This is a genomic window from Pseudomonas anatoliensis (genome assembly GCF_017976235.1).
GTDB lineage: Bacteria > Pseudomonadota > Gammaproteobacteria > Pseudomonadales > Pseudomonadaceae > Aquipseudomonas > Aquipseudomonas anatoliensis.
The window spans coordinates 511,578-536,885 of sequence record NZ_JACVHC010000004.1 but is presented as its reverse complement, the minus strand read 5'-3'; the positions used below and the strand labels follow the sequence as shown (position 1 = coordinate 536,885).

22 protein-coding genes, 2 tRNA genes and 1 pseudogene are annotated in these 25,308 nt (G+C 58.4%); 12 read left to right on the top strand and 13 right to left on the bottom strand.

From position 1 onward, the window contains the following. The first annotated feature begins 1 nt into the window (after window position 1). From ICA16_RS16120 to ICA16_RS16095, 6 genes are read left to right on the top strand one after another with little or no spacing between them, the layout of a single operon-like run. A complete protein-coding gene (locus tag ICA16_RS16120; protein ID WP_210701009.1) occupies window positions 2-2,212 on the top strand; it encodes a phage tail protein in 2,211 nt (736 codons plus the stop codon). After that, on the top strand, window positions 2,209-2,709 hold the full coding sequence (locus ICA16_RS16115) for a hypothetical protein (RefSeq protein ID WP_224450851.1): 501 nt from the start codon (window positions 2,209-2,211) through the stop codon (window positions 2,707-2,709). The genes ICA16_RS16120 and ICA16_RS16115 overlap by 4 nt, the downstream gene beginning before the upstream one ends. Further along, window positions 2,702-3,631, top strand: coding sequence for a hypothetical protein (locus ICA16_RS16110; RefSeq protein ID WP_210701008.1), 930 nt, complete (start codon window positions 2,702-2,704; stop codon window positions 3,629-3,631). The genes ICA16_RS16115 and ICA16_RS16110 overlap by 8 nt, the downstream gene beginning before the upstream one ends. Further along, window positions 3,628-4,170, top strand: coding sequence for a baseplate complex protein (locus ICA16_RS16105; RefSeq protein ID WP_210701007.1), 543 nt, complete (start codon window positions 3,628-3,630; stop codon window positions 4,168-4,170). The genes ICA16_RS16110 and ICA16_RS16105 overlap by 4 nt, the downstream gene beginning before the upstream one ends. Beyond that, window positions 4,167-4,865 (top strand): hypothetical protein, encoded by a 699-nt coding sequence (locus ICA16_RS16100; protein ID WP_210701006.1) that lies wholly within the window; start codon window positions 4,167-4,169, stop codon window positions 4,863-4,865. The genes ICA16_RS16105 and ICA16_RS16100 overlap by 4 nt, the downstream gene beginning before the upstream one ends. Further along, entirely contained in the window at window positions 4,850-5,821 is a 972-nt protein-coding gene (locus ICA16_RS16095) for a hypothetical protein (protein ID WP_210701005.1), read from the top strand. Before ICA16_RS16100 ends, ICA16_RS16095 begins: the two co-directional genes overlap by 16 nt. A gap of 63 nt (window positions 5,822-5,884) precedes the next feature. Here the strand turns inward: ICA16_RS16095 and ICA16_RS16090 are convergent, their stop codons facing one another. The 3 genes from ICA16_RS16090 to ICA16_RS16080 all read right to left on the bottom strand — a co-directional run bounded on the left by ICA16_RS16090 (window position 5,885) and on the right by ICA16_RS16080 (window position 7,342). After that, on the bottom strand, window positions 5,885-6,703 hold the full coding sequence (locus ICA16_RS16090; RefSeq protein ID WP_210701004.1) for a 2OG-Fe(II) oxygenase: 819 nt from the start codon (window positions 6,701-6,703) through the stop codon (window positions 5,885-5,887). An 80-nt stretch (window positions 6,704-6,783) separates the two neighbouring features. Continuing rightward, window positions 6,784-7,080, bottom strand: a complete 297-nt coding sequence (locus ICA16_RS16085) for a hypothetical protein (RefSeq protein ID WP_210701003.1) — start codon at window positions 7,078-7,080, stop codon at window positions 6,784-6,786. A 10-nt stretch (window positions 7,081-7,090) separates the two neighbouring features. Then, window positions 7,091-7,342, bottom strand: a complete 252-nt coding sequence (locus ICA16_RS16080; protein ID WP_224450850.1) for a hypothetical protein — start codon at window positions 7,340-7,342, stop codon at window positions 7,091-7,093. 591 nt (window positions 7,343-7,933) lie between these two features. Here ICA16_RS16080 and ICA16_RS16075 point away from each other — a divergent pair. Continuing rightward, window positions 7,934-8,728: a DNA adenine methylase gene (locus ICA16_RS16075; RefSeq protein ID WP_210701002.1), complete on the top strand. Its 795-nt coding sequence runs from the start codon at window positions 7,934-7,936 to the stop codon at window positions 8,726-8,728. A gap of 452 nt (window positions 8,729-9,180) precedes the next feature. Continuing rightward, entirely contained in the window at window positions 9,181-11,022 is a 1,842-nt protein-coding gene (locus ICA16_RS16070) for a potassium transporter Kup (protein ID WP_414704747.1), read from the top strand. 169 nt (window positions 11,023-11,191) lie between these two features. Here ICA16_RS16070 and ICA16_RS28595 read toward each other — a convergent pair. The 5 genes and pseudogenes from ICA16_RS28595 to ICA16_RS16050 all read right to left on the bottom strand — a co-directional run. Continuing rightward, window positions 11,192-11,278, bottom strand: a pseudogene (locus ICA16_RS28595) (DUF3077 domain-containing protein); the annotation flags it as partial. Window positions 11,279-11,718: 440 nt separating this feature from the next. Further along, window positions 11,719-13,014: a virulence factor family protein gene (locus ICA16_RS16065; RefSeq protein WP_150605454.1), complete on the bottom strand. Its 1,296-nt coding sequence runs from the start codon at window positions 13,012-13,014 to the stop codon at window positions 11,719-11,721. Further along, window positions 13,014-15,653 (bottom strand): bifunctional lysylphosphatidylglycerol flippase/synthetase MprF, encoded by a 2,640-nt coding sequence (gene mprF, locus ICA16_RS16060; RefSeq protein ID WP_150605455.1) that lies wholly within the window; start codon window positions 15,651-15,653, stop codon window positions 13,014-13,016. The genes ICA16_RS16065 and mprF overlap by 1 nt, the downstream gene beginning before the upstream one ends. A gap of 278 nt (window positions 15,654-15,931) precedes the next feature. After that, window positions 15,932-16,008: transfer RNA gene (locus ICA16_RS16055), tRNA-Met, on the bottom strand. A gap of 221 nt (window positions 16,009-16,229) precedes the next feature. Next, window positions 16,230-16,306 (bottom strand) — tRNA-Met (locus ICA16_RS16050). Window positions 16,307-16,586: 280 nt separating this feature from the next. Between ICA16_RS16050 and dinB the strand changes: the two genes are divergently transcribed. Continuing rightward, window positions 16,587-17,648 carry a DNA polymerase IV gene (gene dinB, locus ICA16_RS16045; RefSeq protein ID WP_150594478.1) on the top strand — a complete coding sequence of 354 codons (1,062 nt, stop codon included), beginning with the start codon at window positions 16,587-16,589 and terminating at the stop codon, window positions 17,646-17,648. Between the two features lie 95 nt (window positions 17,649-17,743). Here the strand turns inward: dinB and ICA16_RS16040 are convergent, their stop codons facing one another. From ICA16_RS16040 to ICA16_RS16025, 4 genes are all read right to left on the bottom strand, one after another. Continuing rightward, entirely contained in the window at window positions 17,744-18,697 is a 954-nt protein-coding gene (locus ICA16_RS16040; RefSeq protein ID WP_210701000.1) for a hypothetical protein, read from the bottom strand. A 17-nt stretch (window positions 18,698-18,714) separates the two neighbouring features. Then, window positions 18,715-20,430, bottom strand: coding sequence for a proline--tRNA ligase (locus ICA16_RS16035; RefSeq protein WP_150618056.1), 1,716 nt, complete (start codon window positions 20,428-20,430; stop codon window positions 18,715-18,717). A 129-nt stretch (window positions 20,431-20,559) separates the two neighbouring features. Beyond that, entirely contained in the window at window positions 20,560-22,119 is a 1,560-nt protein-coding gene (locus ICA16_RS16030; RefSeq protein WP_210553844.1) for an AmpG family muropeptide MFS transporter, read from the bottom strand. Window positions 22,120-22,162: 43 nt separating this feature from the next. Continuing rightward, window positions 22,163-22,516, bottom strand: a complete 354-nt coding sequence (locus ICA16_RS16025; protein ID WP_210553843.1) for an MGMT family protein — start codon at window positions 22,514-22,516, stop codon at window positions 22,163-22,165. A 164-nt stretch (window positions 22,517-22,680) separates the two neighbouring features. Here ICA16_RS16025 and ICA16_RS16020 point away from each other — a divergent pair, with 164 nt between their 5' ends. Continuing rightward, window positions 22,681-23,688: a DUF481 domain-containing protein gene (locus ICA16_RS16020; protein WP_210700999.1), complete on the top strand. Its 1,008-nt coding sequence runs from the start codon at window positions 22,681-22,683 to the stop codon at window positions 23,686-23,688. Window positions 23,689-23,834: 146 nt separating this feature from the next. Here the strand turns inward: ICA16_RS16020 and ICA16_RS16015 are convergent, their stop codons facing one another. Beyond that, window positions 23,835-24,044 (bottom strand): cold-shock protein, encoded by a 210-nt coding sequence (locus ICA16_RS16015; RefSeq protein WP_002554837.1) that lies wholly within the window; start codon window positions 24,042-24,044, stop codon window positions 23,835-23,837. Between the two features lie 353 nt (window positions 24,045-24,397). Here ICA16_RS16015 and dcd point away from each other — a divergent pair, with 353 nt between their 5' ends. Continuing rightward, on the top strand, window positions 24,398-24,964 hold the full coding sequence (gene dcd, locus ICA16_RS16010; protein WP_150604965.1) for a dCTP deaminase: 567 nt from the start codon (window positions 24,398-24,400) through the stop codon (window positions 24,962-24,964). A 107-nt stretch (window positions 24,965-25,071) separates the two neighbouring features. After that, window positions 25,072-25,281, top strand: a complete 210-nt coding sequence (locus tag ICA16_RS16005) for a hypothetical protein (RefSeq protein ID WP_042557949.1) — start codon at window positions 25,072-25,074, stop codon at window positions 25,279-25,281. Window positions 25,282-25,308 lie beyond the last annotated feature (27 nt).

The following is a 25,308-nucleotide window of genomic DNA, read 5'->3' as shown; positions in this document are numbered from 1 at the left end:
CATGGCTGCAAGTATCACACTGGCCGGCGAAAGCCTTATTGCCCAAAAGCAGGCAGCAAGCCAACCGCTGAAGATCGCCAATTTTGTGTTGGCCAACGTCCCCGGCCTGAACCCGAACGGGCCAGTCGATCGTGCAGCAGGCAAACCGACCGCTGCTCAAGTCAAGTACACGTGGCCGGTCACCCAGAGCGGGTTCGTCAACCCGAATCAGGTGGTTTACAGCCTGATGATGGGGACCGACGTCGGCGATTTCGATTGGAACTGGATCGGCCTAGAGAGCAGCGAAGGTGTGCTGTTGTCGGTGGCTTACGTGCCGGTCCAGCAGAAGCGCAAAAACATCCTGCCCGAGCAGATCGGCAACAACGTCACCCGCAACTTTTTGGTGGTGTTCGATGGGGCGCAACAGCTGACGGGTATCACCGTCGATGCCAGCACTTGGCAGCATGACTTCACCGCTCGCCTGAAAGGCATCGACGAGCGTCAACGCCTGAGCAACCGCGACCTATTCGGGCGCGCCTGTTTCTTCAGTAGCGGCCTGGCACTGGAAAAGGTCGGCAGCAACTATCAGCTCAAACCCGGGATCGCCTACGTCGAGGGCATTCGCCTCGAGCGCAAGACCGCGCAGCCTGTGACGGTGCCGTCCGTGCCGAACAAGGCATGGCTCGATGTCGTGCTGCAGCGCGAACTGAGCGACGTGGTGGGTACGTTCGAAGTTGTGTTCGGTACCGGAAAGGTGGATTACACCGACGGCGCCGGTGCGCGCCATTACCTGGTACCGCTGGCGGATCTGCCGGCGACGACAGTCATCACGGATTTGCGCCCGATCGAGCCCGTCACCGGTGAGCTAATCAAGCATTGGGCCGCGCAGAACGGCGACTACCAAAACCTGCGTGCTCGTGCGACCACGAAGGCAGACGTCGAACTCGACCAGATTCCCAACGCGATCAGTGACAGCGAGGCGAGCGACAGCAGCTCGGTATTGGCCACGACCAAAATGGTCACCGCCGTGCGTGCGCTGTTGTGGAGCTCGATCTACGCACTGATGCAAGGCACCGCGATAGCGGGTAAAGCCGCGCGTTTAGCGACTGCGCGTACTTTCAGGTTCAAAGGCGCGGCCACCGGCAGCGCCTCCTTTGACGGTTCTGCCGACGCGGATATCACCCTGACCCTGGCAGACAGCGGCGCCGCTGCCGGCACCTACACAAAAGTCAGCATCAACCAAAAAGGCATCGTCACGGGCGGCGACAACCCGACAACGCTAGCGGGCTACGGCATCACCGATGGTTATACAAAGCCTGCCGCGAACGCCGCTTTTGTTAAGCAAGGTGGTGGTGCCAATCAGCTCACCAACAGTGTCCACCTCGGTTGGTCGAATCGAGGCCTTCTTGCCACTGTCGACTCTACGGATCTTGGCCTGATCTGGTGTGAGCAAAATTTCAATCCCGGCAGCAAAGCGAATTGGGCAAGCAGCCTTGCGGGCTACGGCATTACTGACGCTTTCACAAAAGCCGAAGCGAACGTTGCGTTTATCAAACAAGGCGGAGCGCCGAATCAAGGAGGCAACCGGATAAACATCGGCTGGTCTGGTACCGCCGTAAGGGTGGCGGTTGATGGCAATGACCTCGGCGTGATCTGGACCCAGAACAACTTTGATCCAAACGGCAAAGCCAACAAGGCCAGCACCATTGCCGGCTATGGCATTGGTGACTGTTACAACATGGCTCAAGTGAACAGTCTTCTGGACGCTCGCGTGATGGGTGACTCGTTGACGCACGCGGGATTTGCCAGTGACGACCCTGAGTACCCGTACTTCCGACGCAGGACTGACAGCGGGATTTACTACCTACAGCGTCGACTGGGCTTCACCCCGGTGCAGCAGGGTGGCGGTGATAGACAAGGCGGCAGCACTATTCGGCTCGGTTGGTCTACAGATGGCGCTGGGGTCCGCGCTCAGGTTGATTCCACTGATATGGGCGTGCTGTGGAGCGAAAGCACCTTTTATCGCCCCGACTCCAACAATTTTCTGGCTGTAAGCATGACTGGTACCTCTGTCCAGCTTCCGGCTGGCGGCACCTGGTGCTATTCGCTGATGCACTACTTTGCTGGGGGAAACGGTGCTGTCGGTAAAAGTGGGCAGGCAGCAGGTGGCACCGTGATCACCTTCGGTGGCGGGGCAACTATTTACGGTTTTGCGTGGAGATATGCACCTTGAACGAACTAACAGAAATGCCAGTAGCAGCCATTCCTGAGCATGAAGACGAGTCAATGGTTGAGGGGTCGTCTGCTTTCCTCACCCCATTCAGTGATGTGGCCGTCAAAACCGACGGTTCCTACGTCGTGACCGTGGCGGGCAATCGTTGTCACGTAACGCAAGATTACAACTCCGCGCTTTTCCATGCGATCGGCGAATACCTGCGCGACGGTGGCGATTTTCTCGAATATGCAGAAGACATCTTTGTCGAATCAGACCCGGCGCTTGTGGCAAGAGTGTGGATCGATACCACGTTAAAGGCATCCGAGAACGTCGTTTCGGAATATCGGGATGCCCGCGACCTCGACGAGTCCCCGCCAATCACATCGGAACAGTTCACCGAGTTGCTGAAGTGGCGCCGAGCCGTGCGCGAGTGGCCGCAAGTCGAGGGGTATCCATTGGAATCGACCCGGCCTGAAATGCCGGCCTGGATTGACGCGGTGCTTTCTGATGAATGACTGGGCACCAATTAAACTGCGCTGGCCAGCGCAAGCCACGCAGTGGATGGATCAGATGGGCGCGGCGCGAGATCTGATCCAGGGCGAAATGCTCAGCACTGGGGAGCGCGTCGCGAAGCTTGCCGATATCGCCACCACCAGCCCGGGGCCGATCGGCGGCGCCGCACAAGCGGCAATCAGCGCCGGCCGCAACGCGTTAGCCGACCAGTTCCAGAATGTGCCGGCGTGCATCGTCGTGACGCCGTTCCAGCACGGGGTTGGCCAAGGCAGCGGCGGCAATCAGCGTTTTCTGTCGGCACCGAACCTGCTGCAGCTGCTGGCTGACAAACTGACCGACACCACCGACGCTGTCCGCCCTCAAGGTCAGCAAAGCGCCTTGGTACTGATCTTCCTCGCCACGCGTCTGGATCAGCTCGCAGCGACGTTGGGTCGGTTTAACGTTGTATTGCCTATGCCGGACCTGGTACGCGCCGAACGCCGAGCGGAACACTTGGCCAAGCTTGAGGTGGAAAAGTGGATCATGCCGATCGCGGGCCAAATGCCGCTATGGAGTCAGTTGCCGTTGCAACGCTGCCCGATCACCAAGCTGGCCAGTCAATCGATGGCGGGGCAACTGGCGGTACTTGAGGGCTATGCCGCTGACAGTTCGCCGATGGCGGACCTTGCAGATCTGCAGGCGCGAAAGAAGGCCCAAGCTCAGGAACGCGATCGACAGCTGGCCGATCTGAAGGCCCAGTTCACCAACAGTGCAGACGACGCATCGATACAGTCCCGAATGTTGGGACCGGGTGACGCAGGACAACTGCGTCGCGAGCTGCTCGAAGGCGAAGCGCCGGGTCACGAATGGCCTCTGTGTGCCGGCGCACTGCTGGTCGGATCGGCAAAAAGCTTGAGCTTTGTCCGGGAGTTGGTGGGCCTATGACATTGCTACTAAATGGCGAGCAGGTTATCGGTCATCGCATGAAGCTGACGGCCAACCTCAAGATCGAGGCCGACGATATGGGTGGCCAGACTTCGGGCACCGACAAATCACACAAGGGATTTAAGCCCAAGACGCTGACCGTAGCGCTAACCATTCCGTACAAGGCGCTCGACAACCTGCGCACCATCATGCGTCTGGCCGAGGCGACTGCAGGCGGTGGCCAGCTCCAGACCTACCGTATCGTCAACGACACGGCCAAGGCCTTTGGCATCCGCCAAGTGACGTTCTCTGATGGCGTCAGCGCCCGGGAAGACGACACTCTGGCCCAGTGGATCGTCCAGTTCACCTTGAGCGAAAAGCTGTCCAATCCGGAGAAGGTCGAGAACCGCCGCGCTGGCAATGGGGTGACGACTCAGTCAGCGCCTGGTGATGGCGTGGCCGGTAACGGATCAGCGGGATCGACGGGGGCGCCTGAAGAGTTGACCGGCTTTGAAGCGGTGCTCAAGAAGGTGGACACCTACCTGGGCGGGACGTCATGAGCATGAAGCTGCACAAGGTGCTGACCATCGGCGGCGTGAACATGCCGCTGGTCAATGACGATGTCCGCCTCGACCTTAAAAGTCCGGGCCGCGCCACGTTCACGGTCAAGGCCGGAGTTACTGTCAAAGGTTTGGTCACGTTCGATATCGGCTACAACGAAGCGGTGCTACAGCGTCACTTCATCGGTTACGTGGAGCGTTGCACCGCCACCAACGGCATCGAGCAAGTGGTGCTGTGTCGTGAGTTAGCCGCGGTGCTGGCCAACCCGCTGCCCATGAACCTGCGTCATGTGGACCTGCGCGCCGTGCTGGCCGACATCAGCAGCAAGACCGGCCTTCGCTTTCGGGTTCCGGATCAGGCTTATACCCGTGTCAAGACGCCGTTTTTCTACAACCTGGCCGCTGGTTACCAGGCGCTGGACAGCGTGGCGCGGGTGTTCGGCATCAAAGATTTTATCTGGCAGCAACAGGGTGACGGCGAGATCTATGTCGGTGCCTGGGCTGACAGCTTCTTCGGCGCTCGATCGCCGCTACAACTGCCAGTCAACCTCTTCGACGGTTACCAGGGTAGCCAGAGCGCAATGATCGCCGCCTTGCCAGGCCTGCGACCAGGCGTATCAATCAACCAGGGCGAGCGGATCACGAACGTGACGTTGGCCGGCACACAGATGGCCATCAAATGGACGACGCAATAAAGCGCAGTGTAGAACGCCAATTTCCTGAACTCACCGGCGGCTATCACTTGCCGCGCTTCGCCAAGGTGATGGCCGTGGCCGACGCACCAGCCAATGCTGGGTTGTGTGACGACTTCCGACCGCGCTTCTCAGTTGACCTGCAGGTGATGGGGCCGGACGGCGAGATCGATACGACACTCCCGGTGTTGTCTGGCGTTCCGCTACCCATGCCGGTGGGTGGTGATGAAATGGGTTTCTTTGCGTTTCCGGAGGAAGGCACCAGCGTGGTGGTGTGTTTCGCTTATGGCTTACCGCACAAGCCATATATCCAGACCATCTTGCCGCACGGATTGACGTTGCCGAAGGTGCCGAAAGGTGACCAGGTATGGCAGCACAGTGACGCCGTGCAACAACGCGTCGACGCGGCCGGCAATTGGTTGCGTAAGACTGACGGCAAGATCCAGGATCAGGCGATCGAGCGCGAAGTGGAAGCAATGGACAACCGCGAGCAGTTTCAGAGCCACACCCAGACGATCGATGACCACTCAACCGAGACAGTGGGTGGTGTGAAAAAGATCGAGGCGCTGGGCGCGCTCAAGTTGCTGTCGGGCGGATCGGCAAGCCTGGCGGCGGTTGATGATCTGCACCAGGCAACTGGCCGGGATTTGAACCTGGTGGTGGGGCAGAAGCACAACGCCACGGTGGGTGGCGATATGCAGGAGAAGATTCAAGGACTGCGCAAAAGCGTGGCTGGGATCAGCCAGCATATGCAGGCACCCAAGACCTGGTTAGGGTCGCAATCGGTGAACGTGCTCCAGGTGCTATGCGATCTGATCGATCTGGTGGATCAAATGAACATTCAGGTCGCCAGTCACGTCCACGCGTCGAGCCCGCCGCCGAACAATGCTGCGGCATTCACGGCAGGATCCGCCGGCGCCAAACAGCAAGCTTTGAAACTGAAACCCATCACCCTTTGATTGTTCAAATGAAAAGCCCGCCTGAATAGGCGGGCTTTTTTGCGTGTAGGTGAACTGCCCGGGTTATTCGTGGGCTTTGTTGACCAGTTTTTTACCCCGGCCCACGCGCAGGACCTTCGACACTGTGTTGCGCAGTTGATTGTCCACGATGCCCAGCAAGCGCCGTCCAGGTTCTTCAGGCCGCCCGCTGAATGACGTCACATGAAAGTAATCATGATCGTCTGGGGACGTTGCCGAAAAGTAGTAGTTGGATACGCAGCAGCGCGGTGTTTCAGCGCGAACACCGCTCACCGAATGCCACGAGTATTTGTTCGTATCCATCACCACCAGCCGGTTGAATTGGGAAACGATGGTTTTCTGTTTCTTGACCTTCGAATCCCACAACTCAAAATTCCCGCCGTTTTCAAGTGGCCAGTTCGGCGACACGTAGTAGAGCAGGTTCAGGCGGCGATACAGATTGCGTGCACCGTCGTGGCTATTGTCGATATGCGGGTTTAGGAAGTCGTCTTTAAACATCATCGACAGGCCACCAGCGTAAAGGCTCGGGTCTGGCACGATGTCTTCCATTCCAACCAGCTGCGCTACCTTGGCCACGACCGATTCGTGCTGCATCGCATAAGTGATGGCGCTGAGGATCTGCGGATAGTCGGCCAGATCCGTGAGTGTTTTTTTCTTCTCACGGAACGATTGCCGGTCGAAGAACCCGTCTGCATTGCGTGGAAACGCATCGTAAATGTTCTGGGCCATCTCTGCTGTGAGTAGGCCGTCTACGACGAAGTGGCGTGTGTGGGTGCCCTCGGGGTTATTCCATTGTTGTTGAATATCGGCGCCGAGCTCGTCAAGTCGGTTGACAATCAGCGCTGCTATTTGGGTGACTTCCATTTGAGATCCTTGGCCTGATGGCATTTCGCGACCAGCATTCTCCCCGAATCGAATCGTTGTATCAAAGTCGAATCATTTACTTACTCTTCACGGCACCACCAAGATTGCGCGTAGGCGCAGCCATCGATGTACTCGATTCCACTCAGGACAAAACCTGTTACCGCCATCCCTGCAAGTGTGGCATCGAGCAAAGGCGGCAAAGGATCGGGATCGAGCGGCATACCTACTTCAACGCGAGCCATGTTGGTGGCCCGGCCCAGTTGGGCGCAAACGGTTGAATTCACCATCACATTGCCGCGAATAGCCGGGTAACGACGCCGCTCTTTGGCATCGAGCGCAACACCGCGCAACCGCATGGGTGTGACAAGTACGTGCATGCGTGGCCCCTTATTCGTCGGTCTTGATGTCGAGCATTGATTCCACAGCGAAGGCCAGCGCTGCATCCGCGAATTCCAGCAAGTCGCTGAGACCATCGGAATCAATCACCTGATCCAGGTGCAGCGCGTGGGCTTGTCTGAGCAGCGCTTTGTGGTGCGCTCCTGGCATAGCCAGCAATGCAACTTCATCGCGCAGCATTGTTTGCCAACGCATCAACGCCGAAGACTTCGCCGCTTCCATTCCAACGTAACTGCTGTTCATGCGTCACCCCAGCAAGATCAAAATAACTGTATGCATAAACAGTATATCGATTCGGTTTATGGTCCGCACCGGAAGGCCGACTGATGGCAAGAACGCAAGCGATTTGAAAAATCCCATCGCCAATAAAAAAACTCAGGAAAAAGCACTTATCCCCCTCCCGCCGACGGGCTTTGTGTCCTTTTTTTGTGCAAATCCGGATGTAGTGCAAACGAACCTGCAGCCCAGGCGGGCCGTGGGGCTTTGCAGGCGATCGCCAATTGCACAGAGTGCGAACTTTTGAGGGGAAATGCAGTGAGGCTGCACAGCGGTGCACGAGCTAGCCGTGGAGGAGGTATCGCTGAAGTGCCCGGTTTCATTGAGGTGAAAAATACAAAACAGTGATTTAAGCGTGTTTTCAAATTTGAGCATGGTCAAATTTCAGCGTGTTATTCGACGAGCGTTGGCGGGGCATTGTTATGCCTGAGGTCTTATAGGTCGCGGCCTGGAGCCATTTTTACCGCCTCCGAAACTTTGCACTAAGGCGCATCGCCATTATTGGAAAAGAGGTATCATTGATACTGTTTATTCATACAGTGTTAGGGTCTATTTTTTATGTCTTCTCCAATCATTCCATGGATGGGCGGTAAGCGGCGGTTGGCCGATCGCCTCATACCGCTGTTCCCGCCTCATGAGTGCTACGTCGAAGTGTTCGCAGGTGGGGCAGCCTTGTATTTCCTCCGGCCGCAGGGTGCGCCCGTTGAGGTTCTCAACGACATCAACGGCGACCTGGTTACTCTTTATCGCGTAGTCCAAAACCATCTTGAAGAGTTCGTGCGGCAGTTCAAATGGGCTCTGAGTTCACGCCAGATATTCGAGTGGCAGAAGATGACCCGAACGGAAACCCTTACCGATATCCAGCGTGCTGCACGATTTTTCTACCTGCAGCACCATGCCTTTGCAGGCAAGGTAAGCGGGCAGAGCTTCGGTACCGCTACAACTGCCCCAGCAATCAACTTGCTTCGCATTGAAGAGAATCTATCAGCCGCATGGCAGCGGCTGTCAGGCACCTATGTCGAGAATCTCCCTTGGCTCGACTGCGCTGAGCGCTACGACCGTGCACACACATTCCATTACATGGATCCACCATATTGGGAGACCGCAGGCTATGGCGTGGATTTTCCGTTTGAGAATTACGAGCGCATGGCCGAATTCATGCGACGGTGCAAAGGTAAGGTGATGGTAAGCATCAACGACCACCCGGACATAAGGGAGGTGTTTAAGGGGTTTCATTTCGAGGAGGTGAACATTCGTTACAGCGTAGGTAATCCGCGAGGAGGAGCGGCAGAGGCGAGTGGTGAGCTGGTGATAACGAGCTGGGAGCCGGCGTCCCTGGGGCAGTTGTTCTGACTTAGATCGCGAGTGAAAAGCTTTGTATATTTTGGGTATCGTTAGGGCAACCCAGGGATACGAAGCCAACCTTGGGATTGGCTGGCGCAGGAGTGGTGGACATGTCTAACCTCGGTATTTTGTGACATCGATTGCCTGACGCGGGAATCGACGGATGGGCGCTTAGGGCGCGCCTCTGATCAAAAAGTGCGCAATTCTATCGACGAGCAGCTCTCTTGACCAGCTTTATGCAGGGAAATACGACGAGTGCTGCGCTATGCTTCGCGCCGTTGCGCTTTACTGAATTTTTACAGTCAAGAAAACGTCTGTTACAAGGCGTAAAAATGCGCATGCTGCACCACAAAGCATAGTGCTTCATTCGAAGAAGCCGGTCTGGAATCAGGAGTTGTTGGATGGGTCAGGCAAGTAGTCACGCGGCAGGCGCCGAGGGTTCGGCCTCTAAACCGCTGAGCATGCTGGTCGCGGCGGTCGGGGTGGTTTATGGCGACATCGGCACGAGCCCGTTGTACACCCTGAAAGAAGTGTTTTCCGGCGGTTACGGTGTGCCCGTCAATCACGACGGGGTGCTGGGCATTTTGTCGTTGATCTTCTGGTCGCTGATCTGGGTCGTGTCGATCAAATACATGATGTTCGTGCTGCGCGCCGACAACCAGGGCGAGGGCGGGATCATGGCGCTCACCGCGCTGGCGCGGCGAGCGGCGGGGGAGCGCAAGAAGCTGCGTTCGCTGTTGGTGGTCTGCGGATTGATCGGTGCGGCGCTGTTTTACGGCGACAGCATGATCACCCCGGCGATTTCCGTCCTGTCGGCGATTGAAGGTTTGGGCCTGGCGTTCGATGGCATTGATCACTGGGTGGTGCCGCTGTCACTGGTGGTGCTGGTCGCGTTGTTTCTGATTCAGAAGCACGGTACGGCTCGCATCGGCATCCTCTTCGGGCCGATCATGGTTACCTGGTTTGTGGTGCTTGCCGCCCTGGGGGTCTATGGCATCAGCCATTCGCCTGAAGTGCTACATGCGTTGAACCCGATGTGGGCAGTGAACTTCTTCGTCGTTCATCCGGGCATGGGTGTGGCGATTCTCGGCGCCGTGGTGCTGGCGCTGACCGGTGCTGAAGCGCTGTATGCCGACATGGGCCACTTCGGCCGCAAGCCGATTGCCCGCGCCTGGTTCATTCTGGTGTTGCCGGCGTTGGTGCTCAATTATTTCGGGCAGGGTGCGTTGCTGCTGGAAAACCCGGAAGCGGCGCGTAACCCGTTCTATCTGCTGGCGCCGAGCTGGGCGTTGATTCCGCTGGTCGGGCTGTCGACGCTGGCCACAGTGATTGCTTCGCAAGCGGTGATTTCCGGCGCGTTCTCCCTGACCCGTCAGGCGATTCAGCTCGGTTACATCCCGCGCATGTACATCCAGCACACCTCCAGTGACGAGCAGGGCCAGATCTACATCGGCGCGGTGAACTGGGCGTTGATGGTTGGCGTGGTGCTGCTGGTGCTGGGCTTCGAGTCCTCTGGCGCGCTGGCCTCGGCTTATGGCGTGGCAGTGACCGGCACCATGCTGATGACCACCATTCTGGTGTCGGCAGTCATGCTGCTGCTGTGGAAATGGCCTCCGATCCTCGCGGTGCCGGTGTTGCTCGGCTTCCTGCTGGTGGACGGTCTGTACTTCGCCGCCAACGTGCCGAAGATCGTGCAGGGCGGTGCGTTCCCGGTGATCGCCGGTATCGCGCTGTTCGTGCTGATGACCACCTGGAAACGTGGCAAGCAACTGCTGGTCGAGCGTCTGGACGAAGGCGCGCTGCCGCTGCCGATCTTCATCAGCAGCATTCGCGTGCAACCGCCGCACCGCGTGCAGGGCACCGCGGTGTTCCTCACTGCGCGTTCCGACGCCGTGCCACATGCTTTGTTGCACAACCTGTTGCATAACCAGGTATTGCACGAGCAAGTGGTGCTGTTGACGGTGGTTTATGAAGACATCCCGCGCGTACCACCCTCACGGCGTTTCGAGGTTGATGCCTTCGGTGATGGCTTCTTCCGGGTCATCCTGCACTTCGGCTTCACCGACGAGCCGGACGTGCCGCAGGCGCTGAAGTTGTGCCATCTGGATGATCTGGACTTCAGCCCGATGCGCACGACGTACTTCCTCAGCCGCGAAACGGTGATTGCCTCGAAACTCGAAGGCATGGCGCGCTGGCGCGAGGCGTTGTTCGCGTTCATGTTGAAGAATGCCAACGGCAACCTGAGGTTCTTCAATCTGCCGCTGAACCGGGTGATTGAGTTGGGGACGCAGGTGGAGATGTAATCCCGTCCCATTGAAAAGCCCCCGTTGGCCTAGTGGCTGGCGGGGGCTTTTTTGTTTCTGGCTTAATCCACAAATCCAGATCAAAAGATCGCAGCCTTCGGCAGCTCCTACAGGTTTCGCATTCCATGTAGGAGCTGCCGAAGGCTGCGATCTTTTGATCTTTTTGCCGCTACAGGCTTTCAGGCATCTCTGCTTCAGACTCGGTCTTCGTGCGTGCTGGTCGTGGCAGCAGCGCCTGTATCACGTCGTCAATCAGAGTTGTAGAGGAAGGGGGGTGAAGCCGATGGTTTTAAGATCAGATTGATTACTCATGTTCAATTCCCTTGATTTCGAGAGCTGCCGCATTCGATCCCTACAAGGTCTGTCGGCGTCATCCGATATTGCGAGACTGGAAGTAAACGAAACTACACGCCATTGGTGATTTACGGGGTTGACGATTCAATGTGACTTGCCGTTTTTGGCTTCATCGAGAGTCAAGATATTTACGAGTGCATGTATAAGGTTTCTGAATCCAGCGCAATTCCATTGTAGGGGTGAGCCTGCTCGCGATAGCGGTGTATCAGTTGGCAAATAGGTGGCTGACACTCCGCTATCGCGAGCAGGCTCACTCCTGCAGGGGAATGGGGGCATCGCCCGAGATGTAAAAAGCCCCCGAAACTGCGAAGTTGCGGGGGCTTTTTGTGGGTGTGGCTCTGATCACTCTTCAGCGACCGAGTCCTTGCTCTGACGCTTCTGGATCAAGTCCACCAGACGCTTGGCCAGCGCCGGGTAGTTCTCATCGAAGTGATGACCACCCGGCAGTTTCACCGCTTCACCCACAGCAGTCTTGTCCGTGCAGCCACTCTCATCCGTCTCTTCTTCACCATAGATGCACACAACCTTGGCCGGTGGCAGCTTGGCCATTTCCGGGCCGGTGGCGGCTTCTTTGCCGGCGTTGCCGAGCCAGCCTTCGACTTCGATTTCGAAGCTGCCGGTGCGGGCGAAGGCCAGCAGGATGATTGCGTCGACGCGTTGCTGTTCGGTGTCCGGCAGACGGTTGTAGATCGCTGGCAGAACGTCAGCACCGAACGAGTATCCGGTGAGGATGAAGCGCTTGGTGCCCCATTTCTGCCGGTAGTGCTGCATCAGTTCGGTCAGGTCCAGTGCGCTTTGTTCAGGGCTTTTGTGCTGCCAGTAGTAGCGCAGGGTGTCGATGCCGACGACTGGGTAGCCGATCTTGGCCATCTCGCCCGCCACGTCGCGGTCGAGGTCACGCCAGCCGCCGTCGCCGGAGAGGAACAGGGTCACGGTGTCCTTGGCCTGACCGGCCGGCACTTCAACCACCGGGATCGCCAGACCACCGTTGGCCTTGTCGCCACCGACGAGGATCTTGCGCAGTTCGTTGTTCAGCACTTGCGGCAGGTTGATGTCGTAGTCACTGATGCTCGTTTCAGCGTTCGGTTGATCGCGCACGAAACCCGCGCTGGCGTCGTCCGGGTTGTCGTTCCATGCCACCAGCCAGTGGCCGTGGGCGGCGGCTTTTGGCAGCAGGTGAGTGCAGCCGGGTTTTTCCAGCGCGAGGTCGACGGAGATGGCCTGAGCCTTGTCGTCCTTTTGCTCGGACAACCAGCGCCAGGCCAGCACGGCGCCTGGGCCGATGCCGCTAACGAGTGTCGCCGGGCCGTTCAGTTCGCGCAGACCGGTTTGCAGGGCGCGGCTTTGCAGCAGGCAGTCCTTGGGCAGAATCACCTGAACGATCTGCGCCGAGGCGCTGCGGCTCAGGGTGCTCAGCTGTTTGTCGCTGAGTTTCTGCTCTTCGGTGACGGCCACCAGCACCTGCGCCTTGGGTTGGGTGCCAGGGATGACGCGGGTGATGGCAGTGCCATCGGCCGGTTTCAGCTGTTCGAGGGTCGGTTCCGGTGCCGGGCGTTTGAGGTACCAGAAACCGCCGCCGGCAATCACGGCCAGCACGATCAGTGCAGCCAGGATGTACTTCAGGGAGCGTTGAATCATCAGCGTTTCACCAATCCAGTCAAGCCGCCCGCGATCAGGGCAGCAGTGTCGGCCAGCGCCACTAGCGGATCGAGTCCGGCGGGCACGGCCATATAACGGGGTTCCCAGTCAGGCTGGAACTTGTCTTTGAAGCGGCGCAAGCCTTGGAAGTTGTACAGCTGCTCACCACGGCGGAAAACCATCGAGCCCAGACGCTGGGTCAGCGGTGCACCACGCCGGGGTTGCAACCCCGACAACGGCACCATGCCCAGGCTGAAGCGCGCGTATCCGTGACTCTTATAGTGTTGAATCAGGCCGACCATCATGAATTCCATGGTCAGTTTTGGCGCGTCCGGGTGCGCGCGCATCAGGTCGAGACTGGCCAGGTCATGGCTGTAGGTCTCGAGCAGGTTGGCGAACGCCACCGGGCGACCTTCGAAGCGAATCACCGCGATGCGGAAATGCTTCAGGTAATCGTCGCTGAAACGGCCGAGGGAGAAGCCTTTCTCGCGCACGTTCTTGCCGGTCAGCCAGGCATCGGAAATCACCTTGAGCTCATCCATCGGCGCCTGACCCGGTTCATGGATTTCCAGCGACAGACCGTCGCGGGTGCCACGGTTCCAGGTGTAACGCAGATCCTTCATCTCCTTGCCCTTGGCTTCGAGGTCAAAGCGGATGAGGTCGACCCGCGCTTCTTCGCCAAGCTTGATCGCAGTCAGGCCGATGTCCATGTAGTACGGCAGGTTTTCTGCGCGCACTTGATAGAACACAGGGCGGGCGTGATGGATGTCGCAGAGGTCGCGAAATTGCCAGATCATCTCGGCCCGCTGCTGGCCGGGGCCGATCGGGTCGTACAGCGCCACCAGGCTGCGGCCACGGCGGGCGTACATCAGGAACGCTTCGTCGTTAGGGTGGAACAGCAGCGCCTTGTCACCGGTCAGCGCGAGGCCGCCATCGGGTTGCGCCGAGGCCATCAGAATTTTCGAGGCGCGTTCCAGTTCGTCGGGGGTCGGCAAATGGATCACCGGGCGCGCAGTGCGCAGCAGCCAGGTCAGGGCGATCACGATCAGCAACACCGCAGCGCCGAGCAGAGAACGCAGACCACGCGGGGCATCAGCGTCGAGGGTGAACTGCCACCACAATTGATGGCTGTACGGCACGTCTTGATAGGCGAACAGCAGCAACCACGCTGAAGCACCCAGCACACACAGGCTGGCTACCAGATACAGCGGCGAGAACGGCAGTTCGGTCAAGCGGCTCGGGCGATAGAACGAGCGGCGGAACACCGCCAGCAGACTTGCCGTCAGGGTCATCAACAAGGCTTCTTCCCAGTCGAAACCCTTGAGCAGCGAGAGCAGGGCGCCGACCAGCAACAGAATGGTGGTCAGCATCCACGCCGCCGACAACCGGCGTCGCAAGCCTTGGGCCAGCAACAGACAGAGCACGCCGATCAGGCTGGCGCCGAAGTGCGAAGCGTCGACCAGTCGATGCGGGATCAGAAAACCGATGTGTTCCAGGCGCGTATCGATCTCTGGAGTGGCGCCGGAGAACAGCAGCACCACGCCGGACAGAAATACCAGCACCGCCAGAATCGGCGCAGCCAGACCGGATGCGGCGCGCATGGTCTGGGTCTGAAACAGCCGTTGGCCTTCGTTGATCAGCAGCAATACGCAAGCCACCAGCAGCGGCGCCACCACGTAGATCAGGCGGTACAGCAGCAATGCAGCAGCAAGTGGCGCGGCACCGAGTTGGTTGGCGAAGGCGGCCAGCAGAATCGCCTCGAACACACCGACGCCGCCCGGCACATGGCTGAGTACGCCAGCGGCCAGGGCCAACAGATACACCAGCAGAAACGCGCCAAACGGCGGGGCTTCCGGCAGCAACAGATAAAGCACGGTGGCGGCAGCGGCAACGTCGAGGGCGGTGATCACCAGTTGCAGGAACGTCAGGCGTCGACCCGGCAGGCGCAAGGTGCGGCGGCCGGCCTTGACCAGCAGATTGTGCGCGAATGGCTGTTCCGGCAGGCGCCGACGATAGATGCCGATCGCCAGAATCGCACCCAGCAGGAGTACGGCGCCAGCAACAGTGCCGAGCAATCCTTCAGATAACCCCAAGGCCTGGGATGCGCCGGGCAGATCGCTGAGGGTCGCGAGTGCGGCCAGTGGTGGCAAAGCGCAGCCCAGCGACAGGCTGGCGAACAAGGTCATGTGCGCAACTTCCGATGCGCTCACACCAAGCCGTGCATATAAACGGTAGCGCACCGAACCGCCGGACAGCAGCGACAGGCCGATCGCATTGCCAATCGCAAACGCGGTGAAGCCGCCGAGGGCCAGCGTGCGCGGTGGCAATGTCACGCCAGCGTAGCGGGCGGCCGACCATTCATAGCCCAGCAGAATAATGAAGCCGACCACGGTCGCACCGAAAGCGCCGAGCAGGGCGGGTTTCGGCACGTCGAGAATCGAGTCGTGCAAGGCATCGAGATCGAGTTCGGCGAGCAGATGGCGACAGGCAATCAGCGCAATGGCAAACAACAGCAGAGTGACCGCCAGACCGATGGGTTGACGGTATTTGCTTAACCGATCCAGCAAGCGCAAACGCTCGGGTTTGATCGGGTGTTCCGCTGTGACATTGCCTTGTGGATCAGACGAGTTGGCGCGCATCAATCACCTCTTGGATTGTGCGCGACAGGATGGAGGTATCCAGCCAAGTTACCAATCCCTGTAGAAAAAAATAATCACAAAATATTACGCCTCTCACCGAGGATCGGCGAGGGCAGTCATGGATTGCAGGCGTCTGCGCCGCGACTCAAGCATAGTCGCAACTCGACGCGTCTGATGATCCTGGACGGTTCACTGCACGATGACAGCTCATTGTTGCGAAAGGACTTTTTCAACAGATACAAAAAAGGCCACTCTTTCGAGTAGCCTTTTTTGATGTTTGGTTGCGGGAGCCGGATTTGAACCGACGACCTTCGGGTTATGAGCCCGACGAGCTACCAGACTGCTCCATCCCGCGTCTGTGTGGCGGCATTCTACAGGCGAACGGCGGAGTGTCAACCGCTAATCCTGAAAAGGGTCAAATAAGCGTGATATCGCGTCAAACGGTCGCAGGTGATGGGTAACCATTGGAAATGCAACGAATTCCCGTCTGGGGGAGGGCGCTGCTTACAGTCTTGTTTTGTGCAAAACAAGCGCGCACAAAAAAGGCCACTCTTTCGAGTAGCCTTTTTTGATGTTTGGTTGCGGGAGCCGGATTTGAACCGACGACCTTCGGGTTATGAGCCCGACGAGCTACCAGACTGCTCCATCCCGCGTCTGTGTGTCGGCATTCTACAGAGGATCGCTGGGGTGTCAACCTTCAATCTGGATAAAATTCGTTGAGGTTCAATCGGTTAGCGCTTTTATTGAACGCTTGAACAGGCCGCAGGGCAGGTGGAGCAAGGCTTTCAGCTCTATTGGCGGTCGTTCTTTGATTGAGAAAATAAATTCACTGGAGCTTTCCTACAGAAGGAAAAGAACATTCTGACCACTGGTGCTATATACAGTTGTGAGTGAGATACTGCCGATCCGGTTCGCCACGTTTCCTTTTCTGACATGACTCAGCGAAAAATCATCCACGTCGACTGTGACTGTTTCTACGCCGCCATCGAGATGCGCGATGACCCGCGTCTGGCCGGCAAGCCGTTGGCTGTGGGCGGGTCGGCGGATCGGCGTGGGGTGATTGCCACCTGTAATTACGAGGCGCGGGCGTATGGCGTGCGCTCGGCCATGTCCTCCGGCCACGCTCTAAAGCTGTGCCCCGACCTGACCATCGTCAAGCCGCGCATGGATGCTTACCGTGAAGCGTCAAAGGAAATTCACACGATCTTTGCCGATTACACTGACTTGATCGAGCCTTTGTCGCTGGATGAAGCCTACCTCGACGTGTCGGACAGCGCGCATTTCGGCGGCAGTGCCACGCGCATTGCCCAGGATATCCGCCGCCGTGTTTCCAATCAGTTGCATATCACTGTCTCCGCAGGCGTGGCGCCGAACAAGTTTCTGGCGAAGATTGCCAGCGACTGGAAGAAGCCCAACGGTTTGTTCGTGATAACCCCGGATCAGGTCGAAGACTTTGTCAGCGGCCTGCCCGTCAGCAAGCTGCACGGTGTGGGCAAAGTCACCGCTGACAAACTGGGCCGACTCGGCATCGTCGACTGTCAACACCTGCGCGAATGGGACAAGCTGGCGCTGGTGCGCGAATTCGGCAGTTTCGGTGAACGAATGTGGAGTCTGGCCCGTGGGATCGATGACAGGCTGGTGCACAACGACAGTCGTCGTCAGTCGATCAGCGTGGAAAATACCTACGACACGGATCTGCCGGATCTGCGCAGTTGCCTGGACAAGTTGCCCGAGCTGCTCGAAACCCTGAAAACCCGCATGGCCCGTATCGATAGCAGTTATCGACCCGGCAAGCCGTTCGTCAAAGTAAAGTTTCACGACTTCACCCAAACGACACTGGAGCAGGCCGGGGCAGGGCGGGATCTGGGCAGTTATCAGTTAATGCTGACGCAGGCGTTCAATCGCGGAGGCAAACCGGTGCGGTTGCTTGGGGTCGGGGTGAGGCTGGAGGACTTGCGGGGCGGGTTTGAGCAGATGGAATTGTTTGAGCGTTGACCTGTAAAAGCAAAAGATCGCAGCCTTCGGCAGCTCCTACGTTGGAATGCATTTTCCTGTAGGAGCTGCCGAAGGCTGCGATCTTTTAATAGCGCTTAATTCGGTCCCGGATCCGCAACCAGTCGCCCGGCATCCTTGGTCAGCGACTTGAGAAACTCAGCCTGCAACTCAGGATCGTTACGCGTCAACTCGATCAGGCTCTGTTCCAGTTCGCTGGCTTCTTCTTCCAGCCCCAGTTCCGAGAGGCGTTTGACCCGATGGACCCACTCGCTGACCTCGTCATCTTCCAGATCGTCGTAGATCAGCCCGTGCGCCTCCAGCAATTTTCCGCGCAGGTGGCTGCTGATCATCAGGGATGAGTCAGAGTGCACGTCATCCTTGGAATCCTCGACGCTGATCTGCAATTTGCCGACATGATTGAGATCATTCTCGGCAAACGGACTGTCGAGCAGGTTCAGACGCAACACGCCGTTACGGTCGGTGGTCATCTCGAAGGTCTGCTTGCCAGCCTTGACCTGCACGGGACGCTCGCTCCACGGCAGGCTCGAATACTCCGTGCGCTTGTCGCGCTGGATTTCATCGATGCCGGCCAGGTTCTGTTGCGCACGACCGTTGGATTGCACGTTCATGAACGGATTGAGCCCGGCAAAACCGTAGCTGAGCCAGTCCCGGGTCACGCTGTCCGGCAGGTTGCCGAGCGCGAAGACGTTGACCACGTTCGCGCCGACGCCACCGACCACCGCCACCGCACCCAGCGGAATCTCGTAGACCTCGCGCCAGGGTTGGTAAGGCGTGTAACGATCATAGCGGCGGGTGACTTCGAACTCGGTGACTTCGAAAGTCTTCTGCTCGTTGATCTTCACGCGTCGCTGCGGCAGCTCAAGCACCTTGGGCTCACCGACATCAATCTGCAGGCGGTGATCGAGCAGTTTTCGCTCGACCCGCTCTTCGTGCTCGCTGCGTTGTGACATGTGATTGGCACAGCCGCTGACCAGCAGGGCACCGCACAAGGCGGTGCCTCCGAGGCCCAAGGTGTTTCGCTTGAACATGACGTCTCTATCTGGTTTCAGCGGCGGATACGGGCCTGAAGGAAGGACAATACGTCAGCCACCGGCAGCGCTTGCGCCTCGCCTTCGGTACGGCTCTTGTATTCCAGGTTACCTTCGGCGAGGCCGCGGTCACTGACCACGATCCGGTGTGGAATGCCGATCAGTTCCATGTCTGCGAACTTGATGCCCGGGCTGGTTTTCTTGTCGCGATCATCCAGCAGCACTTCGAAACCGGCCGCAGTCAGTTCTGCGTACAGCTTGTCGGTGGCTTCGCGCACCTGCTCGGTTTCATAGCGCAGCGGTACCAGAGCGATCTGGAACGGTGCCAGTGTGTCGCTCCAGATGATGCCGTTGGCGTCGTTGTTCTGCTCGATGGCCGCAGCCACCACGCGGGACACGCCAATACCGTAGCAACCCATTTCCAGGGTGACAGGCTTGCCGTTCTCGCCCAGCACTTCGCACTTCATCGCTTTGCTGTACTTGTTGCCCAGCTGGAAGATGTGCCCGACTTCGATGCCGCGCGCGATTGCCAGGGTGCCTTTGCCGTCCGGGCTTGGGTCGCCTGCAACCACGTTGCGCAGGTCGGCAACGGTTGGAACCGGCAGATCGCGCTCCCAGTTCACGCCGAAGTAGTGCTTGTCGTCGATATTGGCACCGATACCGAAGTCGCTCATCAGTTCGACCGAGCGGTCGATGATGATCGGCAGTGGCAGGTTCAGCGGACCGAGCGAACCGGCGCCGGCGCCAATCGCGTCACGCAGTTCGGCGTCGGTGGCCATGACCAGCGGGCTGGCAACGCCAGGTTGCTGGGCAGCCTTGATCTCGTTGAGTTCGTGGTCGCCACGAATCACCAGAGCGATCAGCTTGCCTTCTTCTTCGGCGCGCACGATCAGCGTCTTGATGGTCTTCTCAATCGGCAGATTGAATTTTTCCACCAGCGCGGCAATGGTCTTGGTGTCTGGCGTATCGACCAGGCGCAGCTCTTCGCTCGCAGCCGGGCGCGAAGTTTCGCGTGGCACTGCCTCGGCCTTCTCGATGTTCGCCGCGTAGTCGGAACCGTTACTGAAAGCGATATCGTCTTCGCCGGACTCGGCCAGTACGTGGAACTCGTGGGAACCGGCGCCACCGATCGAGCCGTTGTCGGCCTCAACCGGGCGGAATTTCAGGCCCAGGCGAGTGAAGATGTTGCAATACGCCTGGTGCATGCGGTCATAAGTGACCTGCAGCGACGGCTGATCGGCGTGGAAGGAATACGCGTCCTTCATGATGAATTCACGGCCGCGCATCAAACCGAAGCGTGGGCGGATTTCGTCACGGAATTTGGTCTGGATCTGGTACAGGTTGATTGGCAGCTGCTTATAGCTGCTCAACTCGTTGCGCATCAGATCGGTGATCACTTCTTCGTGGGTCGGGCCCGCGCAGAAGTCACGACCGTGGCGGTCTTTGAAGCGCAGCAACTCAGGGCCGTATTCTTCCCAGCGCCCCGATTCCTGCCACAGCTCGGCCGGTTGGGTGCTCGGCATCAACACTTCCAGAGAGCCGGCGGCGTTCATTTCTTCGCGAACGATGGCTTCAACCTTGCGCATTACCCGCAAGCCCATGGGCAGCCAGGTGTACAGGCCCGAGGCGAGTTTGCGGATCATGCCGGCACGCAGCATCAGCTGGTGGCTGATGACGACCGCATCGGAAGGCGTTTCTTTCTGTGTGGCGAGCAAAAATTGACTGGTGCGCATGGTTGGCCGTTGTCGGTTGCTATGACTGGAAATGACGGAGCAGTGTACCGGCGAGTTTTGCTGACGTACAGAAGTGCGGCCGGCAGTGAGGTTCAACGGCGGGATTCCTCCCGCCGTTGGCGAAACGTCTTACGATTCTTCCGCAAGCGGCGTCGGCGCAGGTTCGGGCGTTGGCGTCGGGCCTTCGCGGCGGCTTTCCTGGAACCAGTGCACCGCGATCAGCACCAGGGTCGGCACGCCGAGCAGTGCAGTGATCAGGAAGAAGTTGTGGTAACCGAATTTCTCGACCATTACCCCGGAATAGCCGCCGATCAGGCGCGGCAGCAGGAGCATGATCGAACTGAGCAGCGCGTATTGCGTCGCGGAGAACTTCAGGTTGGTCAGGCTCGACAGATAAGCGACAAATGCAGACGTCGCCAAGCCGGAGCTGAAGTTGTCCAGGGAAATGGTCACCATCAGCATCTGCAGGTTCGGGCCCATGTCGGCGAGCATCAGGAACAGCAGGTTGGTGCCCGCCGACGCTGCGCCGCCGATGAGCAGGATCGGCAGAATGCCGAAACGCACAATCAGCAATCCGCCCATGCCGGCGCCGACGAGGGTCATGATCAAGCCGAATATCTTGCTGACACTGGCAATCTGATCCTTGGTGAAGCCCTGGTCGATATAGAACACGTTGGCCATCACGCCCATCACCGTGTCCGACATCCGATAGGTGGCAATCAATCCGAGCAGCAGCAGCGCTTGCCAGCGGTAGCGCAAAATGAAGTCGTTGACCGGCGTCAGCACCGGTGCCAGCCCGCGACGGCCCATGGCCGACAGGCACAATGCGGTGAGCAGCGTATAGAGGATGGCGCGCAGGAAGGCACGGTCTTCCAGCAGCAGGTCAAGCAGGCTGGCGCCTTCGAACAGCACGCTGGCGAAATCGGTGTTGTAGAGCTGGGTGAACATCGCTGGCACGGACACCAGCAAGACGATCAACACGAACACGGACATCAGTTGATGCATGAAGGTGTAACGCCCGGCCTGCAACTGCGTGCGCAACGGTACAGGCGGTTCGCGCATGAACAGCGTTGTCAGCAGGGCAGGGACCATTAGCGCGCCAAACAGCAAGTAGGTGCCGGCCCAGGCCGAGTGCTGATAGTTGAAGCCGGTTGAGCCAAAACCTTCAGCGAAAAACAGCGCGCCGGCAGTCGCCAGCAGCGCTGCTATGCGATAGCCGGACATATAACTGGCAGCGAGTGCGGCTTGCCGGCTGTCATCGGCAATTTCCAGGCGATAGGCGTCGACCGCAATGTCTTGGGTAGCGGAAGCGAAGGCAACGATCACCGCAATCGCGATCAGCCAGGACAGATGCTTCTGCGGATCGCAGAAACCCATGCCGATCAGGCCCAGGATCACCAGTGACTGCGAAAGCACCAGCCACGAACGTCGACGGCCAAGCTTGCCCAGCAACGGCAAACGCCATTGGTCGAGCAGCGGTGACCAGACCCATTTGAATGCGTAGGCCAGACCGATCAGGCTGGCATAGCCGATGGTTTCACGGGCCACGCCGGCTTCACGCAGCCAGACCGACAGCGTTGAGAACACCAGCATGTACGGCAGGCCGGCGGCGAAACCCAGCAACAACAGCACGAGCGTCGAAGGACTGGCATAGGCGGCGAGCGCGGCGCGCCAGGTTTTACGGGGCATGGGCTGAAGTCTGCCTCAAGATTGCGGGAACAAAGCGCGCACTCTAACCGCTGTGCTCTACCGGACGCCAGCCATGGCGTTGAATATCCACACGATTGTTCAGGACGGTGATGCCCTCCATGCGCAATCGCGCGCGTTGTTCATCGCCCGATGGACTGCCCACCGGCAGGCTGATCCGACCGCCGGCACCGAGAACGCGGTGCCAGGGCAGTTTGGTATCGCCAGGCAATTGGCTGAGCGTGCGGCCGACCCAGCGGGCGGCGCGCCCCAACCCGGCGAGGTCAGCCAATTGACCATAGCTGACGACTTTGCCGGCGGGCACTTGCGCAAGGGTCGAGTAGAGCGCCGTGCGTCGGATTTGCGCCTCGCTGTCGCCTTCGTGGATCGGGTCTGTCACGTACGCAGTTCCTGAACAGGATCGAATTAATGCATGAAGCGTAAACCCTGATCGGCCAGTTGAGAAATGAACTCAATGGAAATAGTCCGGTCAGTCCTTGTCAGGGTCTTATTCCTCCGGATAATGCCGATCCTTTTACGCAAACTTGAGCCCTCGATTCGCTTATGTTTTCCAGAACCTTGCTGTGCCTTGCTGTTTGTAGCGCATCCACGCCCCTGCGTGCCGACACCGTCTGGATGAAGAACGGTGACAAGCTGACCGGCACTATCACTGTGTTCGACGGCGGCAAGCTGTTGATCCAGACCAAATATGCCGGGGCGGTCACGATTGACTGGAAAGAGGTCAAGACCCTGGACAGTGATCAGCATCTGCTGGTCAAGCAGGACGCCTACACGGGTGAAGTCTCGAAATCGCTGACCGCGGCTGAAGACGGCAAGGTCACTCTGGCCAATGGCGAAGCACCCAAAACCGTGGAACTGGCGAGCATTCAGCAGATTCTCAAGCCGAAACCGGTGGTCGAGGATCTGGTGTGGAAGGGTAATGTTGATCTGGCGCTGGACTATCAGCGTGCGGAAAAGGACACCGACGATTACGACGTCGGCTTCAAGACCTCGGCGCGTCATGGTCGCTGGCGGCACATCGCCGAAGGCGAATACAACCGTGAAGTGCAGGATGACGTGACCACCACTGACAACTGGCGCGCCGAGTACTCCCTCGACCGCTTCCTGACCGATCAGTGGTTCTGGCAGGGGCGTCTGAACTATAAGCGCGATCACATAGAAGAGCTGGCGCGCCAGCGTGTTGTCGGTACCGGTCCGGGCTACCAGTTCTGGGATGATGAGTTGGGTGCGTTCTCGCTGGGCTCGCTGCTTAACCGCACTGATTACGAATACAAGGATGGCAGCAAGGACAACTTCTATTCCGTTGCCATGAAATGGGACTACAACCGCTACCTGATCGGCAAGAAGGTCGAGTTCTTCACCAACGGCGAAGTTGGCAAGCCGTTGTCCAACGTGGCCAATTATGCGCTGGATGCCGAGATGGGCTTGCGCTACAAGGTCACCGAGTGGGCCTCGCTGAACCTGAAGGCCGAGCGTGACATCATCAGCGGCACCAATGATGCAGATTTGAACAAGACCCGTTATACCGCTGGGTTTGGCGTGGCCTGGTAACGTAAAGCAAAAGATCGCAGTCTTCGGCAACTCCTGAAGCAGGAGGAGTTGCTGAAGGCTGCGATCTTTTTTTGCGCCTGCAAAACAGACGCCCACAAAAAAGCCCCGCTTTTAAGGGCGGGGCTCTTTTCTAAAAAAGCTACAAGTTAGATAACTTGTACTTCCTCAGCTTGCATGCCTTTCTGACCGCGGGTAGCGATGAAAGAAACCTGTTGGCCTTCTTTCAGGCTTTTGAAGCCGTCGGATTGGATAGCTTTGAAGTGAACGAACAGGTCGTCACCGGATTGTGGAGTGATGAAGCCGAAGCCTTTTTCATCGTTGAACCACTTAACGGTACCGGTTTGGCGATTAGACATGGTGTAACTCCTTGAACAAAGATAACTGCGACGCAGGAATTGCCCTGGCCGAGACTGAGTGCAAAGAGCAGGAAAAATTCTTGTAGATGGTTGGATCGAAATTCAACATATCGTGTAGAGATTCTCAGTGACACAAGCAACACAGTGACGCCACCTTAACCGGTTTTTCGGAACGTGCCAATGTTTCTTGCAAAGGTTTCTGTGATTTCAGGATCAGCGGTTCTGCGGATCGTCGCCACGCCCCGTATTTCCGGGGAGTTCGGCGAGAATTGCTCGACGGACTTTGAACGCGGCGGCGCGCCCGGTAAGATGCCGGACAGAATTTTTCCACCTCGCTATTCAGGACACCCGCCATGAGCATCAAATCGGACAAGTGGATTCGCCGCATGGCGCAGGAACACGGCATGATCGAACCGTTCGTCGAGCGCCAGGTGCGCGGCAACGATGACAACCGTGTGATTTCCTACGGTGTGTCGAGCTACGGTTACGACGTGCGTTGCACCAACCACTTCAAGGTGTTCACCAACATCAACTCGGCCATCGTCGATCCGAAAAACTTCGACGCCGGCAGCTTCGTCGACATCCACAGTGACGTTTGCATCATTCCGCCGAACTCCTTCGCCTTGGCCAGCACCGTCGAATACTTCCGTATTCCACGCAATGTACTGACCATCTGCCTGGGTAAAAGCACCTACGCGCGTTGCGGCATTATCGTCAACGTCACCCCGCTCGAGCCTGAGTGGGAAGGCCACGTGACTCTGGAATTCTCCAACACCACCAATCTGCCGGCAAAAATCTACGCCAACGAAGGCGTGGCGCAGATGCTCTTTCTTGAGTCCGACGAGGAATGTGAAGTTTCCTACAAGGATCGCGGCGGCAAGTATCAGGGCCAGCGTGGCGTGACTCTGCCGCGGACCTGATTCGTCCATCCGGCGGATGTCGGGAATTCTTTGGCGGGCAGACACTCTATGGGGTGTACTGCCCGTTTTTGTTTCTGGCAAAACGGGCCTTCGCCGAGGAGTGCCCCATGAAGATCGATCCGCATATCAGTGCCGAACTGGCAAGGCTTGAGCCCAATCAGATTGGCGTTTTGGCCTGGTCCTTGTTGGCACATCCGCCCATCAGCATGGCCGGCGGGATTCCTGGTCAGCCTGATCCTGATACCCCCAACGAACAACCGACCGAGCCGGGCGAACCGACCCTTCCGGATGAGCCGCCACCCGCACCTGTCGCCTGATTTGCATTAAAAAACGCGCTAAATGAC

Excerpts from the sequence above, each read along its gene's own strand:
- ICA16_RS16120 (WP_210701009.1), top strand. The coding sequence starts at position 2 with ATGGCTGCAAGTATCACACTGGCCGGCGAAAGCCTTATTGCCCAAAAG.
- ICA16_RS16110 (WP_210701008.1), top strand. The coding sequence starts at position 2,702 with ATGAATGACTGGGCACCAATTAAACTGCGCTGGCCAGCGCAAGCCACG.
- ICA16_RS16105 (WP_210701007.1), top strand. The coding sequence starts at position 3,628 with ATGACATTGCTACTAAATGGCGAGCAGGTTATCGGTCATCGCATGAAG.
- ICA16_RS16100 (WP_210701006.1), top strand. The coding sequence starts at position 4,167 with ATGAGCATGAAGCTGCACAAGGTGCTGACCATCGGCGGCGTGAACATG.
- ICA16_RS16095 (WP_210701005.1), top strand. The coding sequence starts at position 4,850 with ATGGACGACGCAATAAAGCGCAGTGTAGAACGCCAATTTCCTGAACTC.
- ICA16_RS16090 (WP_210701004.1), bottom strand. The coding sequence starts at position 6,703 with ATGGAAGTCACCCAAATAGCAGCGCTGATTGTCAACCGACTTGACGAG.
- ICA16_RS16085 (WP_210701003.1), bottom strand. The coding sequence starts at position 7,080 with ATGCACGTACTTGTCACACCCATGCGGTTGCGCGGTGTTGCGCTCGAT.
- ICA16_RS16080 (WP_224450850.1), bottom strand. The coding sequence starts at position 7,342 with ATGAACAGCAGTTACGTTGGAATGGAAGCGGCGAAGTCTTCGGCGTTG.
- ICA16_RS16075 (WP_210701002.1), top strand. The coding sequence starts at position 7,934 with ATGTCTTCTCCAATCATTCCATGGATGGGCGGTAAGCGGCGGTTGGCC.
- ICA16_RS16070 (WP_414704747.1), top strand. The coding sequence starts at position 9,181 with ATGCTGGTCGCGGCGGTCGGGGTGGTTTATGGCGACATCGGCACGAGC.
- ICA16_RS16065 (WP_150605454.1), bottom strand. The coding sequence starts at position 13,014 with ATGATTCAACGCTCCCTGAAGTACATCCTGGCTGCACTGATCGTGCTG.
- mprF (WP_150605455.1), bottom strand. The coding sequence starts at position 15,653 with ATGCGCGCCAACTCGTCTGATCCACAAGGCAATGTCACAGCGGAACAC.
- dinB (WP_150594478.1), top strand. The coding sequence starts at position 16,587 with ATGACTCAGCGAAAAATCATCCACGTCGACTGTGACTGTTTCTACGCC.
- ICA16_RS16040 (WP_210701000.1), bottom strand. The coding sequence starts at position 18,697 with ATGTTCAAGCGAAACACCTTGGGCCTCGGAGGCACCGCCTTGTGCGGT.
- ICA16_RS16035 (WP_150618056.1), bottom strand. The coding sequence starts at position 20,430 with ATGCGCACCAGTCAATTTTTGCTCGCCACACAGAAAGAAACGCCTTCC.
- ICA16_RS16030 (WP_210553844.1), bottom strand. The coding sequence starts at position 22,119 with ATGCCCCGTAAAACCTGGCGCGCCGCGCTCGCCGCCTATGCCAGTCCT.
- ICA16_RS16020 (WP_210700999.1), top strand. The coding sequence starts at position 22,681 with ATGTTTTCCAGAACCTTGCTGTGCCTTGCTGTTTGTAGCGCATCCACG.
- ICA16_RS16015 (WP_002554837.1), bottom strand. The coding sequence starts at position 24,044 with ATGTCTAATCGCCAAACCGGTACCGTTAAGTGGTTCAACGATGAAAAA.
- dcd (WP_150604965.1), top strand. The coding sequence starts at position 24,398 with ATGAGCATCAAATCGGACAAGTGGATTCGCCGCATGGCGCAGGAACAC.
- ICA16_RS16005 (WP_042557949.1), top strand. The coding sequence starts at position 25,072 with ATGAAGATCGATCCGCATATCAGTGCCGAACTGGCAAGGCTTGAGCCC.